The sequence below is a fragment of the Arthrobacter agilis genome (assembly GCF_030816075.1).
Taxonomy (GTDB): domain Bacteria; phylum Actinomycetota; class Actinomycetes; order Actinomycetales; family Micrococcaceae; genus Arthrobacter_D; species Arthrobacter_D agilis_E.
This window is the reverse complement of the sequence record NZ_JAUSXO010000001.1, coordinates 3,087,049-3,102,130: the sequence shown is the minus strand read 5'-3', so window position 1 is coordinate 3,102,130 and position 15,082 is coordinate 3,087,049. Positions and strand designations below refer to the sequence as shown.

Below are 15,082 nucleotides of genomic sequence, written 5' to 3'. Positions count from 1 at the left end.
CTCCAGCAGGACCGGGCCCGTCCATGGCAGAGTTCTTCCACCTGCTCTGATGGGCGGTGGGTGAGAGGACGAAGGGGTTTCCATGCGCACGAGCATCGGCCGAGCAACACAGGCAGCCATCTATCGTGCCGGGGCGATGGGGCGCGTGCCCGTGGTTCCCTCGTCACCGGCAGCCCTCGAGGCAGCAGCGCGCAGGCGCATGTCGGCGAAGGCGTTCGCCTATGTCGCCGGATCCGCGGGCGGTGAATCCACCGCCCGCGCCAACAGGGAAGCGTTCGAGCGGGTCCGCATCATCCCGTCGATGCTCAAGGACGTCGGCGAACGGGACCTCAGCGTCGACCTGTTCGGGCGGACGCTGCCACACCCCGTCATCGCGGCCCCTGTCGGCGTGCTCGAGCTCGCACACCGGGACGCCGATCTCGGTATCGCCCGGGCCGCCGCGTCCCTCGGCATCCCGTATGTCGCCTCCAACCAGGCGTCGATCCCGCTCGAGCAGGCCTTCGCAGCGACACCGGGGGCGCCGCACTGGTTCCAGTTGTACTGGAGCAGCTCCGACGAACTCGTCGAAAGCCTGATCGGCAGGGCGGAAGCAGCCGGAGCCGAAGCAATCGTCATCACGCTCGACACGCATATCCTCGGGTGGCGGCCCCCGCGATCTCGACCTCGCCTATCTTCCTTTCGCCCAGGGACTGGGCATCGCCCAGTACACCAGCGACCCCGTCTTCCGCCGACTGGTCGCCGATCGCATCGCCGCGCCCGACGCCCGGAGGCCGTCACGGTCGGTACGCCGCCCGGATCCGCGGATCAATGCCGCCATGGTCCGGACCCTGGTCAGCATGACCCGTCACCACCCCGGGGATTTCAGGGCCAACCTGCGCTCGCCCGAACCGCGGGCAGCAGTCGAGACCTTCCTGGACGTCTTCTCCAGATCCTCGCTGACGTGGGACGACCTGGCTTTCGTGCGTGATCGCACGACGCTTCCCATCATCCTCAAGGGGATCCAGCGCCCCGAGGACGCCGAACGGGCGGTCGCATCCGGAGCGGACGGGATCGTGGTGAGCAATCACGGCGGCCGGCAGATCGACGGTGCGATCGGAGCCCTGGACACGTTGCCCGGCATCGTGCGGCAGGTCGACGGGCGGGTGCCCGTCCTGTTCGACAGCGGCATCCGCACCGGCAGCGATATCCTCATCGCCCTGGCACTCGGTGCAACCGCCGTCCTCATCGGCAGACCGTGGGTGTACGGGCTCGCCCTGGCCGGGACCGCGGGTGCCGAGACCGTTCTCCGGAACCTCCTTGCGGAACTCGACATAGCCCTCGGACTCAGTGGACACGCTTCCCTTGCCGAGCTGGGATCCGGCAGCGTCGCGCGGGACCAGACGCTCCACGGCTTCTGAGAGGCGGCCGCACAGCCTCGATAGGGTGATGGGATGGAGCTGGCGGTAGCGGGTGTGGTGGCGGTCGTCCTGATGGTGGCGGTCGCGAGTAGTTCGAAGAAGCTCGGTGTGGCGGCTCCGCTGATCCTCGTCGTCGTGGGGTTGGCGCTTTCCTACGCCCCCGGCGTGCCGTCCGTCGCCGTACCCCATGAATGGATCCTGGCGGGGGTGCTCCCACCCCTGCTCTATGCGGCCGCGATCAAGGTCCCGGTCATCGACTTCAGGCGCAACCTCGGGGCGATCACGAGCCTGTCCGTGGTGCTGGTGCTCGTCTCCGCGTTCATCACGGGACTGGTGCTGTACGCGCTGTTGCCGGAACTGGACTTCGCTGCCGCTGTCGCGCTGGGTGCAGTGGTCAGCCCCCCGGACGCGGTGGCGGCGACGTCGATCGGCAAGCGGTTGGGCCTGCCGCCACGGTTGGTGACGGTGCTCGAGGGCGAGGGCCTGGTGAACGACGCCACGGCACTGGTCCTGCTGCGAAGCGCGCTCGCGGTGGCGGCCGGGAGCATGTCCGGGGTGTGGGGCGGAATCGGGGACTTCGGCTACGCCGTGAGCGTGGCCGTCGTCTTCGGCCTGGTGATCGGCGTCGTCACCGTCTATGTCCGCTCGAAACTCCACGACCCGGTGCTGGACACGGCGATCTCCTTCATCGTGCCCTTCCTGGCCTTCATCCCGGCAGAGGAACTGGGGGCTTCCGGGGTGCTGGCCGTGGTCGTTGCCGGGCTCTACAGCGGCCACCGTAGCGCCAGCTCCCTGAATGCGCAGGCGAGGATCAGCGACAACGTCAACTGGCGTACGGTGCAGTTCCTGCTCGAGAACGCCGTGTTCCTGCTCATGGGCCTGGAACTGCGGCACCTGATCGAGAACATCGATGAGGACCTGCTGGGCATTCCGCAGGCGGTGCTGATCGGCCTCCTGGTCACCGCCGTCCTGGTCGTCATCCGATGCGCGTGGGTGTTCCCGATGGTCTTCATCCTGCGGCGCCGTGCAGCCCGTGCCGAGCACAGGACCCTGCTCCTGTGGCTCAGCCTCGACCGGGCACGCGGCAACGCACCGGGTAGTGCCCGCCAGGAGCGGCGGCGCCGGCTGCGTCAGCGCATCTACGACAAACGGCGGGCCGACCTGGAGCAGGAGCGCCGGGAAGGACTGGGCTGGAAGGGAGCGCTCGTCCTGGGCTGGTCGGGAATGCGCGGGGTGGTGACACTGGCGGCGGGCCCAGTCCCTGCCCGATTCGGTCCCCTATCGGGAACAACTCGTCCTGATCGCCTTCACCGTGGCGATCACCACGCTGCTCCTGCAGGGCGGCACCCTACCCGCGCTCATCCGCGTCCTCGGCATCCGCGGCGTCGACGCGACGGCGGACCTCCGTGAATCCGCGACCCTGTTCGACGACCTCGCCGACACGGGGCTGCGGGTCCTCGAGACACCGGATTCGATCCTGGGTGCCGGCACGATCGTGGAGCCCGACGTCATCGAACGGGTCCGCCAGGACACGTTCCTGCGCAGCGAGTCCAGCTGGGAACGAGCCCATGTCCTGGAGGAGAAGGACGCACCATCACCCCACCGCCAGTACCGGCAACTGCGCCTCGCAGTGGTGCAGGCGGAACGGGAAGCCCTGCTCACCGCGCGTCGCGAGGGTAGATACCCCTCGAGGATCCTGGCCGAGGCACAGAGGATCCTCGACATCGAGGAGACCCGCCTGCGACCGCGAACAGCCGGTCACTGACCGGACCGGGCGCCGACCGCGCCCGCGCCCTCCGTGTCATCGCAGGAGCGGCCGGCTCCGGTCAGGAGAACGCCGGAACCGTTCCTGGGTCGCTGGAATAGCGCAGACCCATCTGGCGGCGTGCTTCATCCAGCAGTTCCATCATCATGATCGATTCCGCGGGAGTCATGTGCGGGCTCTCGGTCAGGCCGGCCTGGAGGCATCGGGTGACTTCGCGCAGTTCATAGCTGAAGCCGTTGCCGACCACCTCGAAGCGTTCCGTCCTCAGGGTGCCCCGGCGGGGCTGGACGATGAGCTCGGCCGGGTTGAAGAGGGGTGCCGAGGATCGCAGCCAGCCGCCGGCGCCTCCGATGGTGACCACGCTCGGACACGCGGCACCGATCGAGGTGATGACTTGCGCGTGGGCGCCGCTGTCGTAGGTGAGGGTGAGGGCGTCGTGCAGATCGATCCCCTCGGGGGTCAGCGTTCCGGTGGCCAGCATGCTGTCGGGCTCCCCCAGAGCTCCGAGCGCCCAGGTCAGCGGGTACACCGCGAGGTCCAGCAGTGCCCCGCCTCCCGCAGCAGGGTCCCAGGTCCGCGATGCCGGGTCGAACGCAGGTGCGAATCCGAGGTCGGCCTGCAGCCAGCGCGGCTCGCCGATCTCTCCTGCCCGAAGGATCTCGATCGCGCGGCAGAAGCTCGGCAGGAAGCGCGTCCAGACGGCTTCCATCAGGAAGAGCCCTCGTTCCTGCGCGAGCTCGGCCAGTTCACGGGCCTGCGCCGCGTTCATGGTGATGGGTTTCTCGCAGAGCACATGCTTGCCCGCGGTGAGTGCAGCCAGGGCGATGACGTGGTGCTGTGCGTGGGGAGTGGCGATGTAGACCACGTCGACGGCAGGATCGGCGAGCAGGCGTTCGTAGCCCAGGGCCCCGTCGGTGTCCGCATAGGCTCTCGCGAACCCGAACTTCCGGGCGAAAGCGCTGACAGATGCTTCGCTGCGGGAACTGACGGCATGGAGGATCGCGTCCTCGAGGAGCGTGAGGTCCTGCACCACCCGGGCGGCGATGGAACCTGTGGCGATGACGCCCCAGCGGATCGGGTGGCCGGTCGCGGTGGACGGGGAGAGCGTACTGACGGGAGCAGGAAGCATCGGACGGCCTTTCGTGGGCACGATGACGGTGGAAGACGCGGGGTACTCGGAGGACGCCCTGCAGGCAGGGCAGGGCAGGGCAGGGCAGGGCAGGGCAGGGCAGGGCAGGGCGGGGCAGGAGGACGCGATGCCCGGGCGGGGCTACACGGAGTCGCGGATCACGAGGGACGTGGGCATCCTGGTGGCGTGTTCCGTGGGGACGCCCTCGATGAGGTTCACCAGGATCTCCGCCATCTTCTTGCCGAGCTCGACGATCGGATGATGCACGGTGGTCAGGGTCGGGGTGACGGAGGTGGCGAAGGAGTCGTCGTCGAACCCCACGACGGCGATGTCCTCCGGGATGCGCAGGCCCCTGCCCTGGATCGCGGTGTAGGCGCCCGCGGCCATCTGGTCGTTCCCGGCGAAGACGGCATCGATGGGTGTACCGCGGTCCAGCAGCCGGTGCATCGCCCGTGCGCCGGAGGTGAGGGTGAAGTCCCCCATCTCCACCAGGCCCTCGCCGAGGCCCGCCTCGCGCACCGCGGTGCGCCACCCCGCGAGGCGGTCGAGCCCCGGAGGCATGTCCTGCGGTCCCGCGATGGTGGCCACATGCTTCCGGCCGCTGTCGATCAGGAGGCGGGTGGCGTTGTAGGCCGCCTGCTCGTTGTCCGCCTCCACGTAGTAGCTGTCCCTCCCGCCCACCAGCGGCCGCCCGGCGAACACCATGGGAAGCGACCCGGACAGGTGCGTCCAGGAATGATCGCCACTGTGGTGGGAGACCACCAGCACCCCGTCCACGTTGCCGCCGAGGAGGAAGCCGCGCGTCTTCTCCGGTTTCGCCTCCGACGAGATCACCATGTTCAGCGTGTACTCGGTGTCCGTGAGGTACAGGGCTATGCCCTGCACCACGGAAGCGAAGAACGGATCCGCGAAGACCTTCGACGTCGACTCCGGGACGATCAGCGTCACCGCGTTCGCGCGGCGCTTCGCGAGCGAACGCGCCGCGCGGTTGGGGGTGTAGTCGAGCGCGAGGATCGCCTTCTTCACCGACTGCGCCAGCTCCGGATCCACGCTGGGGGAGTCGTTGACGACGCGTGACACGGTCGCCCGCGACACCCCGGCCAGGGCTGCCACCATCTCGAGGGTGGGAACCGGCCGGGGGCCGCTCAGATCCTGCGTCATCGTCATCTCCGGAACCTCGAACAGTATGGCCTGAAGGTTACTTTAGGCGTTCACCGCAGCGAGGGAGGGTGCCTTCGCTGCCGCGATGAGCCTGGCATAGGCGAGCCCGCTGTCCTTGATCGTCCGCTCGAAGGTGTCGTAGTCGACCCGGACCACGCCGAAGCGCTTGCCGTATCCCCAGGACCACTCGAAGTTGTCGAGCAGCGACCAGACGAAGTAGCCCCGCACATCGGCGCCCTCGTCGATCGCCCGGCCGACGGCACCGATGTGGTCGAGGACGAACTGCGTGCGCTCGCCGTCGTGCACTGCGCCGTCGGGTGCGACGACGTCGTCGTAGGCGGCGCCGTTCTCGGTGATGTAGAGGGGCGGCAGCGAGGGGTATTCCTCGCCCAGGCGGACCAGGAGCTTCCGCAGACCGTCCGGGTTGACCTCCCAGTTCATCGCCGTCCGCGGCAGTCCGCGGCTCGGGAACGCGATGTCCTCGGAGCCGATCCAGCACGACGACGTCGGGCGCGTCGCACCACCGGAGTGGCCGTCGCCGCCCTCGTCGGCAGGGTGTCCGCTGATGAGGTCGTCGTGGTAGTGGTTGACGCCCAGGAAATCGATCGGAGCGCCGATGATGTCCAGGTCTCCTGCGCGGATGACGTCCCGGATGCCGAACTGCCCGAGGTCGGCGAGGGTGTCCTCGGGGTAAGCCCCGCGCAGGATCGGATCGAGGAAGATCCGGTTCTGCAGCGCATCGAACCGGCGGGCGGCGTCGAGGTCGATCGGGTCGGACGCGTCGCGTGGGATCGCGTTGCTCAGGTTGAGCGTGATCCCGAGGTGCTGGGCCCCGCGGGCCCGGAGCTCGTTGACCACGAGGCCGTGGGCGAGGTGCTGGTGGTGGATGGCGGCGACGGCTGCAGCCGGCTCCTGCCGGCCCGGGGCGTGGACCCCGGCTGCGTAACCGAGAAGGGAGGAGCAGAACGGTTCGTTGAACGTCGTCCAGTGCTCCACGCGGTCCCCGAGTGCCGAGTAGACGTCGTTGGCGTAGTCCACGAAGCGGTAGGCGGTATCCCGGTTGGCCCAGCCGCCCTTCCCCTCGAGCGCCTGTGGCAGATCCCAGTGGTACAGGGTCAGCCACGGAAGGATCCCGGCACCGAGCAGTTCGTCCACGAGGCGTGAGTAGAAGTCGAGGCCTGCCGGATTCGGACCGGTATCGCCCGGGCGGACGCGGGACCAGCTGGTCGAGAAACGGTAGGAGCCGAGCCCCAGCTCCTTCATGATCGCGACGTCCTGGGGCATCCGGTGGTAGTGCTGGACGGCATCCTCGAGGGTGTCCCCGTGCGCGATCGCGCCGGGTACCCGGGCGAAGGCGTCCCAGACGGAGTCCTCCTTGCCGTCCTCGTGGCCGGCGCCCTCGACCTGCGCCGCGGCGGTCGCCGACCCCCAGAGGAAGCCCTCGGGCCAGGTCCTGGGCATGAGGTCCTTGTTCGGGTGGGATGGTGCGTCGAGTGGCATTAGCCCTTCACTGCTCCTTGCATGATTCCGGATATGAGTTGACGTCCCGCGATGACGAAGAGCACCAGCAGCGGGAGGGTGGCCAGGACGGCGCCGGCCAGGACGATCGAGTAGTCCACGTACCGTGCCGACTGCAGTTGGCTGAGCGCCGTCTGCAGGGTCGGATTGCTGGGACCGAGCACCAGCAGCGGCCAGAGGAAATCGGTCCACGCGGTCATGAACGTGAACAGGCCGAGGATCGCCATGGCGGGACGGGCGGCAGGGAGGGCGACGTGCCAGAAGGTGGAGATCATGGAGGCGCCGTCCATCCTCGCGGATTCGATGAGCTCGTCGGGAATGACGTCCACGAGGTACTGGCGCATGAAGAAGACACCGAACGCCGTGACGAGCGTGGGGATGATGACGGCACCGATCTCACCGGTCCAGCCGAGCGTGCGCATCATCATGAACAGCGGGATGATGCCGAGCTGGGTCGGGATGGCCATGGTGGCGATCACCGCGACCATGAGGCCGTTGCGCCCCCGGAAGCGGAGCTTCGCGAACGAGTACCCGGCCAGGGTCGAGAATCCGACGACCGACACCGTGATGATCCCCGACACCAGCACGCTGTTGCCGAGGGCGAGCCAGAACGGGATGGTGTCGAAGACCTCGCCGACGTTCGTCCAGAAGTTGCCGCCCGGGAACAGCGGCGGCCAGGTCCGGCCGAGCGCCTCGTTGGACCGGCTTCCGATGATGACCGACCACCACAGCGGGTAGGCGGAGGCGAGGAAGAAGGCCATCAGCAGTCCGTAGGTCAGGAACCCCGGCCGCCGCCCGTTGCCGAACAGGCCCTTGCGGAGGGAACGGCTGCGGTCGTTCGGGACGCGGGTCTGCCGCGGCCTCGTCTCGGTGACGGTCATTGCCCACTCCTCGGTGTCGTGTCGTCTGGTGTCCCGGCCGGTCCTGCCGCGGGGTCCGGTGCCGGTCCGGCAGCGGGTGCCGGCGGTTGGGGCCCCGCTCCGGGGAGGACGACGGCGGGGGCGGTGGAGCGTCTGCGCCGGCGGCTGCCGGCACTCCTGCGCGGTCCACGCCTGTCGCCGGTGGTGGCGATCCTCTGTGAGATCAGGTAGTTCACGAGGCCGAACAGGACGATGATGAGGAACAGGAGCCATGCGATGGTGGACGCCTTGCCGAAGTTCGACCGGTCGAAGGCCATCTCCCAGAGGTAGAGCACGGTCGTCTGGAACTGCTTCGCCGTTCCCCCTGACGTCCTCGGATCGAAGAGGCGGGGCTCGGTGAAGATCTGCAGCCCGCCGATGGTGGCCGTGATGACCACGAAGATCATGGTCGGCCGGATGCTCGGCAACGTGATGCTGAAGAAGCGGCGGAAGACACCGGCGCCGTCGATCGCGGCGGACTCGTAGATGTCGCGGGGCACCGACTGCATGGCTGCCAGCAGGATCAGGGCGTTGTAGCCCGTCCAGCGCCAGTTCACCATCGTGGCGATCGCGATGTGGCTCGGCAGCGTATCGTTCGTCCACAGGATCCTGTCGATCCCGAAGCTCTCCAGGATGTTGTTGATCAGCCCGTACTGCTCGCCGAACAGGTTGGCGAAGATCAGGGCGACCGCGACGGGGGTCACGATGTAGGGCAGCAGGACGCTCATGCGCCAGAACGTCCTGGCACGGAGGTTCTGGTCCAGCACGGCCGCTATGGCAGTAGCGACGATCAGCTGCGGGATGGTCGAGAGCAGGAAGATGCTCATCGTGTTGAACAGCGAGTTCCAGAAGAAGCGGTCCTGGAGGATCTCCTGGAAATTCCGCAGGCCCACGAACTCGCCCTGCCCCTTGAGCAGGTGCCAGTCGAAGAGCGAGACGAAGAAGGTGTACCCGAGAGGGAACAGCCCTACCAGGGCGAACAGGATGAAGAACGGGGCGATGTAGAGGTAGGGGGACGCCTTCATGTCGAGGACGTTCAGTCGCTGACGGAAGGTGAGGGTCGGTTTCGCAGGCGCAGCACTGCTGGCCGGCGGGCGGTTCAGTGTCGTGGTCATGAGGGTTCCAGACTCCATGGGGGCCTCCGGTGGTGCCGGAGGCCCCGCGGCCGGTTCTGCTAGTTGTTCACGATGCGGTCGTTGAGAAGCCGGACGGCTTCGTTCCAGGCCTCGTCGGCTGTGCCTTCACCGGAGTCGAGGATCTTCAGGGCAGGCCTGAAGACGTTCTCCTGGATCTCCGAATCCTGCGGGCCCTTGAACTGGGCCACCACGCCTTCGGCGCGCGACGCGAAGATCTCGCCGTACGGGGCGTCGTTGAAGAGCTCGTTGGGGACGGCTGCCTCGACGATCTCCGCCTGGGCGTCCAGCGTGCTGGGGAAGTTGTTCGCGGCTGCGGACTGCTTGACCATCTGTTCGGGGTCCGTCAGCCACGCGGCCAGCTTCGCAGCCTCGGCGGGGTGCTCGGAGCTCTCGGGGACGGAGAGGAAGGCGCCTCCCCAGTTGGAGCTGCCACCGGGGAAGACATCGGCGACATCCCAACCGGTCTCGGGGCCGCCACCGGCGGCTTCCAGCTGCTCCTTGATGGTGCCGAGCATCCAGGCGGGGCAGACGTGAACCGCGAAGGAGCCGTCCACGAATGCCTTGCCGTTGCCCCAGTCGAAAGGCTCCTGGTTGGCGGACAGTCCGTCGGCCGTGCCGGCGGCGAGGAGGTCGAACTGGGCGCGCATGGCCTCGTTGCCCTCGACGTTCAGTTCGCCGTCGGCCGTGTAGTAGCCCTCGTCCATCTGGTTCACCATCGAGTTCCAGACGAACGCCGACTGGTCGTACCAGGCCTTGCCGGTGGCCTCGTTGTACTGGCGGCCGAGGTCGAAGTACGTCTCCCAGGTCGCCTCGTCGCCACCGAAGAGCGCAGCGACCTCCTCGCGGTCGGTCGGCAGCCCCGCTGCCTCGAACAGGTCCTGGTTGAAGCACAGCGCCTGGGGCCCGATATCCGTGCCGAGGCCGATCACACGGCCCTCGGGATCGGTGCCCTGCTCGAACTTCCAGTCGACCCAGTTGTCCTTGGTGTCCGCGGCGCCGTACTCATTGAGGTCCACGAACTGGTCGGACACCTCCATGATGGAACCGAGCCAGCCCTCCTCGACGGCGACGACGTCACTCAGGCCGGACCCTGCGGCGAGTTTGGTGAACGCGTCGGTGCGGGCGTTGGCACTCCCGTCGATGTTCGTCGCCTCGATGGTCACACCGGGGTTCTGCTCCTCGTATTCGGCGTACAGATCGTCGTAGCCGAACTGCCCGAACGTGGTGACGGTCAGGGTGACGGGGTTGTCGGCGCTGGCCGGCTCATCACTGCCGCCACCACCACCCCCGCAGCCTGACGCCACGATGGCGAGGGATGCAACGCCGGCGAGGGCGGTGATTTTCCTGAGTCGCGAGAATTCCACGATCACTCCTTTGTGTGTGTAGCGAAGGGCGCCGACGGTGTGAGAGCGCTCTCTCGAATGTGGGCTCACCCTATGTGACAACAGTCACAGGCGTCAAGAGAGCGCTCTCTCACATGCGCTGGTCATTGAGGCTGGAGCTGAGCCGGGGGGAACGAGGGCGAGCCCGAGAAGCGAACGCACGACGACTTCGACGGCAACGCCGGTTCGCGGCCGCCGGCTCACTCCAGCCGGCGGCGGCCCCGGACGGCGGATGCTCGAGGCCTGGCCGCTGCGGGAGTCAGCGGGATCGAGCGCCCGGCGCCCGGAAGATCGCGGTGACGCCGAGTACGAGCACTGCGGCGACCCCCGCAGCAACAGCCACGACCACGGACTGCGGTTGGTCGGTGAGTCGGGCTACCGATATCCAGGCCAATCCCCAGGAAGCGGCTGCAGCCACCGCCCACCTGCCGCCGATCCTGGACTGCAGGAAGGTCAGGGAGCCCGCGAGGAACAGGACCAGTGCGGCCGTGGCCCATTCCGGCGCCGTCCCCGTCGTGGCGACACCCGAAGAGGCAAGGGCGGCAGCTATGTTCGCAGCGGTGGCGACACATACCCATCCGGCATACAGGCCGAAGGTGCCGTCCACCACGATGGATTCACCCGCTCCGTGCCGCGCACCGTGACGAGCCAGCCGCAGCATGAGCAGGACAAGGGTCACCAACAGCGCGATGATGACCACGACGCTTGCCCAGATCCAACCCTGCTGTGTCACGACGAGCCATGCCGCGTTGAGCACCATGGAGAGGGAGGCGAGCCAGCCGGTAGCTCGCAGCCGGGTGTCAGTGGTCCGCGAGGGCAGCCACTGCCAGATCGTGTAGGCGAACAATCCCAGGTAGATCACGGACCAGATCGAGAACGCGGGCCCGCCTGGTGCCACCAGTGTCGCGTCGGAGGAGAGATCCCCGCCGGGCGACTCCTCGACCCGGGAGCCGATGATTCCTGCGCCGATGAGCGGTCCGAGGAGGCTGAGGACCTCGCTCGCGGTGACGGTGATCTGCCGCAGCCGATCGGTCGCGACGGGCACCCGATCGGCCGAACGGGCCGGAGATGATGAGCGGGGGGACGTCATGCTTCAAGTATCTCCATGATGGAGATACTTGCCAAGCGCTCCCGCTCTCCTCGCGACCCGGCTGCCTTCCGTCACGGCGTGCTCGGGACGGCAGGACTGCTGCCGGCCAGACCTACCCCGCTCTCGGACGAGGCACGGCTCATGGCGGTGGGGGTCCGGTCGTTGCGCGCACGATCAGCTGCACCGGTTCCCGGTGGTCTGCCGTCGTCGTTCCGGTCAGGCGGGCATATATCTCCCGCCCCAGCTGGCGGCGATCCACGCGCAGGGTCGTCATAGGCGGATCGAAGAGGCGGGACGTGTCCAGGTCGTCGTGGCCGACGAGGGACAGATCGCGGCCCAGGACCAGGCCGAGCTTCCGTGCGACGACGTAGACGTATTGGGCGGAGAAGTCGGAATTGGTGATGATCGCAGTAGGGGGTTCGGGTCTCGACAGCGCCTGCTCGATGTTGTGTGCGATTCCTCCCGCTTCCAGCGGGGTGAAGATGGCGCGTGGAACCACACCGTGTGTTCTGCAGAGTTCTTCATAGGCGAAATATCGGTCCGCGTCGGACATGATGCCCGGCGGGGCCGAGAGGAAAGCGATCCGTTCGTGACCGAATTCCCGCAGGTGCTCGAAAGCCTGCGTGACGGCGGAGACAGCATCGGGCGACACATGAGCCACATTCGCTGCCGATTCGATCGAGGAATTCACCAGGACGAGACGTGACTGGGCGGTCGACTCGGACCAGGGCAGGACGGACTCCGCCGCGCCGACGGGCGCGATCGCCAGATTGGTGATGCGGCGCGATGACAACTTGCGGATGTGGCTGACCTCGCGATCCTGGGAGTAGTGCGAGTCCATGGCGATGATGGTGATGTCGTCCTGGACAGCTGCCTCCTGCATCCCGGTCAGCACGTCGTTGAAGAAGGGATTCGCGAAGTTCCGGACGATGAATCCGAACATCTGCGCCTTGCCGGTCCGCAGCTCCCGGGCCAGGGGATCGGGCTGGTAGCCCAGTTCTCCCGCGATCCGGAGAATCTCGGCGCGGTTCCTCGCGGAGACACCCGCCTTGTCGTTGAGGGCGAAACTGGCCAGGGTGGGGGACACCCCGGCGGCCGATGCGACCATCTTCAGCGTCACGCGCGGCTTGCGGTTCCGGTCCGTCATGGTTCAACCGTCATGGCCTTCATTCTGCCGTAGACCGATCGGGGCGGCGGCCCTGCCTCCTCGCATCACGCATTCCCGTACTCCTGCTCCGAGTCCCGGGTGTTCGTCCCCCGGATCGCGACGCTCTCGACGCCCGGGAGTTCCATCAGGGGTGGGATCAGGTTGTTCAGGGGGTGCTTGCCGAGGAAGCGGACCTCGATCAGCACCTGCGGCTTGTCCTCGCCGAAGCGACGGCTCCGCAGGACCGTGGAGGTGAACCCCATGGATGATGCGACGGCGAGCACTTGGCGAAGGACCCCGCAGCCGTCGAGGTACGTGATGCGCAGGGTGCGCTTCCGATCCGCAGTAGGAATCTTCCGGATGAGCGGGGCCACGAAGAACAGGGTGAAAAGATGGATGACGGTGAGGGCGATGCCGAGGGAGGTCATGCCCGCTCCGCACGCCACGCCCACCGCGGCTGCCTCCCAGACGGTGGCCGCCGTCGTCAGGCCACGCACCACGTCCCGTCCCTTGAAGATGACGCCCGCGCCGAGAAAGCCGATGCCACTGACGATCTGCGCAGCTATCCGGGAGGGGTCCAGGCTCACGTCCGAACCGAGGACGCCTGCGAATCCGTAGGCGGAAACGAGTGTGAAGGCGCAGGAGCCCAGGCCGACCAGGACGTGCGTCCTGTACCCGGCGCTCTTCTGCCAGATCTGTCGCTCGATGCCGATGAGGGAACACAGGACGAAGGTCGAAAGGAGCAGTGTCACTTCGATGCCGGTCGTGCCGCTGAACAAGCCGATGCGCGGGTCCATGGATCTATCGCCTCGTGGTTCCTACGGCATCACTGGTTCGTGCCCAGGGACACGTCGGCTGAGCGGACGAGCCCGGAGAGTCCGAGGAGCGTCGACGCCGGCAGCGGAACCAGGAGATCGACGTTCCTGTCCTCGGGCTCACCCTCGGCGTCGAGGCCTCCCACCGAGCCTGCGTCATTGGCTGCGGCTTCCCGGTGCAGGGCTGCGAGGTCGCCGAGGTCCGTTCCTCCCGTGGGGGTGACGGGGACGGCGGAGTCGATCATCGTGGTGCGGATCCGCACTCCCGCGTTCTCCACCACGGTGAAGTGGACGGTGCGGAGTTGCACCGGCCATTCCGCGACCGAGCTGGTGGACACTTCCCAGAACCCCCCTCCTCGGGCGTCGGGGCGTGGCGTGATCCGGTTCACGTGCGTGTGGCCGGAGAGCCAGAGCACGACGTTGGGGTAGCGGTGGAGCAGGCGTTCCACGTCGGCCGCCAGGTACAGGCGCTCACCGTCCGGTTGGGGGGTGTCGTTGGTCATCGTGGACATCCCGTGGTGTGAGCAGATCATCACGAGGCGGTCGTCATTGCCGGAACGCTCCGCGGTGCCGTCGTCGGCGAGATACTCCGAATGCACCTCCTGGAGCCGGTCTTCCAGCCAGCGGTACTGCTGCTCGTTGACGCAGCCGTCGACGTGTCCTGCCGGGTTGGTGGTGTCGAGGCTGATGACCCGCAGCCCGGGGACGTCGTCGTAGGCGTAGTAGGCCGTCCCGGAGCTGAGGTTCTCGGCCGTGAACCCGTGGCCTTCGGGGGCTCCGGTGCTTCGGAAGTGGTGCTCGATGTATTCCTTCTTGCTGACCATCCGTCGCGCCGGGCTGGCCTCGATGTACATCGTGGGGCCCTGGGACACCCACAGCGGGTCTTCGCAGTAGTCGTCCAGGGCGTCCGCACCCGTGTAGGGCTCCGCCGGGAGTGCCACCGGTTTGCGGTTGCCGGTCAGGAAATCGTCATAGCCGGACCGGGATCGGGCCCGCCCCTGGACGAGGCAGTCGTGGTTGCCGAAGCACGTCAACCACGGAGTTCCCAGGCCGACGCCGGTGAACTTCCGGGCGGCGGCTGCGACGGCTCCCGGGTAGCTCGGATAGCCGTGCTCCTGCTTCCAGATGTCTGCCGCAGCGGGTTCGGGATTCCAATACGCGGGATCTCCGGAGCAGGTGACGGTCTCCGCCAGTCCGCCGTTGTCGAGTCCTGGGTCGACGTCCCCGCCGTTCATGAGGGTCAGGTACGCAGCGACTTCGTTCTCCTGAGCCGAGTCCGTGTTGTCGCCGGTGGTGACGACGAAGTCGACACCAGCCTTCCCGCTCTCCCGCCGGACCGTCCGGACGACAGCTTCGATCGCCTGCGTCAGCATGAATTCCTGCGGCCTGTAGGCCGGAAGCATCCTCCGCCATGCGGGCTGCCCTGTGAGGCGCTGCAGGAACTCGACCCGGCTCGGTGAGGCGAGGTCGGCCAGCTGGAAGTCGGTGATGTGGATCAGTCGGGCGAGTGTGTCGCCCGGCCCGGTCCACGTCCCGTCGGCGTCCTCGCCGACCAGTTCGTAGCGTTCGATGTGGGGTTCGCCGGGGCCGAGTTCGAGTTGGCGGTACGAGTGGTTCCGGGGCGGTGACTTCACGATGGTCGC

13 protein-coding genes and 1 pseudogene are annotated in these 15,082 nt (G+C 67.5%); 4 read left to right on the top strand and 10 right to left on the bottom strand.

Features of this window, described 5'->3' with window-relative positions; all coding sequences use genetic code 11:
- Positions 1-82: 82 nt before the first annotated feature.
- The 4 genes and pseudogenes from QFZ50_RS18260 to QFZ50_RS14565 all read left to right on the top strand — a co-directional run.
- Positions 83-613, top strand: a pseudogene (locus QFZ50_RS18260) (alpha-hydroxy-acid oxidizing protein); the annotation flags it as partial.
- A gap of 202 nt (positions 614-815) precedes the next feature.
- Positions 816-1,397 carry an alpha-hydroxy-acid oxidizing protein gene (locus tag QFZ50_RS14575; RefSeq protein ID WP_307085356.1) on the top strand — a complete coding sequence of 194 codons (582 nt, stop codon included), beginning with the start codon at positions 816-818 and terminating at the stop codon, positions 1,395-1,397.
- A 33-nt stretch (positions 1,398-1,430) separates the two neighbouring features.
- Entirely contained in the window at positions 1,431-2,807 is a 1,377-nt protein-coding gene (locus QFZ50_RS14570) for a cation:proton antiporter (protein ID WP_307085354.1), read from the top strand.
- Complete coding sequence (locus QFZ50_RS14565) at positions 2,710-3,162, top strand: hypothetical protein (RefSeq protein WP_307085352.1); 453 nt, start codon at positions 2,710-2,712, stop codon at positions 3,160-3,162. Before QFZ50_RS14570 ends, QFZ50_RS14565 begins: the two co-directional genes overlap by 98 nt.
- A gap of 61 nt (positions 3,163-3,223) precedes the next feature.
- Here the strand turns inward: QFZ50_RS14565 and QFZ50_RS14560 are convergent, their stop codons facing one another.
- The 10 genes from QFZ50_RS14560 to QFZ50_RS14515 form a co-directional block, all read right to left on the bottom strand.
- A complete protein-coding gene (locus QFZ50_RS14560; protein ID WP_307085347.1) occupies positions 3,224-4,291 on the bottom strand; it encodes a Gfo/Idh/MocA family protein in 1,068 nt (355 codons plus the stop codon).
- 141 nt (positions 4,292-4,432) lie between these two features.
- Positions 4,433-5,452 carry a LacI family DNA-binding transcriptional regulator gene (locus QFZ50_RS14555; protein ID WP_307086835.1) on the bottom strand — a complete coding sequence of 340 codons (1,020 nt, stop codon included), beginning with the start codon at positions 5,450-5,452 and terminating at the stop codon, positions 4,433-4,435.
- Between the two features lie 42 nt (positions 5,453-5,494).
- Positions 5,495-6,952, bottom strand: a complete 1,458-nt coding sequence (locus QFZ50_RS14550) for a GH1 family beta-glucosidase (protein ID WP_307085346.1) — start codon at positions 6,950-6,952, stop codon at positions 5,495-5,497.
- Complete coding sequence (locus tag QFZ50_RS14545; protein WP_307085343.1) at positions 6,952-7,851, bottom strand: carbohydrate ABC transporter permease; 900 nt, start codon at positions 7,849-7,851, stop codon at positions 6,952-6,954. Before QFZ50_RS14545 ends, QFZ50_RS14550 begins: the two co-directional genes overlap by 1 nt.
- Positions 7,848-8,984, bottom strand: coding sequence for a carbohydrate ABC transporter permease (locus tag QFZ50_RS14540; RefSeq protein WP_307085341.1), 1,137 nt, complete (start codon positions 8,982-8,984; stop codon positions 7,848-7,850). The genes QFZ50_RS14545 and QFZ50_RS14540 overlap by 4 nt, the downstream gene beginning before the upstream one ends.
- A gap of 59 nt (positions 8,985-9,043) precedes the next feature.
- Complete coding sequence (locus tag QFZ50_RS14535; protein WP_307085338.1) at positions 9,044-10,369, bottom strand: ABC transporter substrate-binding protein; 1,326 nt, start codon at positions 10,367-10,369, stop codon at positions 9,044-9,046.
- A gap of 277 nt (positions 10,370-10,646) precedes the next feature.
- Positions 10,647-11,477, bottom strand: coding sequence for a tryptophan-rich sensory protein (locus QFZ50_RS14530; RefSeq protein ID WP_307085337.1), 831 nt, complete (start codon positions 11,475-11,477; stop codon positions 10,647-10,649).
- Positions 11,478-11,616: 139 nt separating this feature from the next.
- Positions 11,617-12,624, bottom strand: a complete 1,008-nt coding sequence (locus tag QFZ50_RS14525; RefSeq protein ID WP_307085335.1) for a LacI family DNA-binding transcriptional regulator — start codon at positions 12,622-12,624, stop codon at positions 11,617-11,619.
- A gap of 65 nt (positions 12,625-12,689) precedes the next feature.
- Entirely contained in the window at positions 12,690-13,421 is a 732-nt protein-coding gene (locus QFZ50_RS14520; RefSeq protein WP_307085333.1) for an MgtC/SapB family protein, read from the bottom strand.
- Positions 13,422-13,450: 29 nt separating this feature from the next.
- A complete protein-coding gene (locus tag QFZ50_RS14515) occupies positions 13,451-15,073 on the bottom strand; it encodes a TIGR03767 family metallophosphoesterase (protein WP_307085331.1) in 1,623 nt (540 codons plus the stop codon).
- Positions 15,074-15,082: the final 9 nt, after the last annotated feature.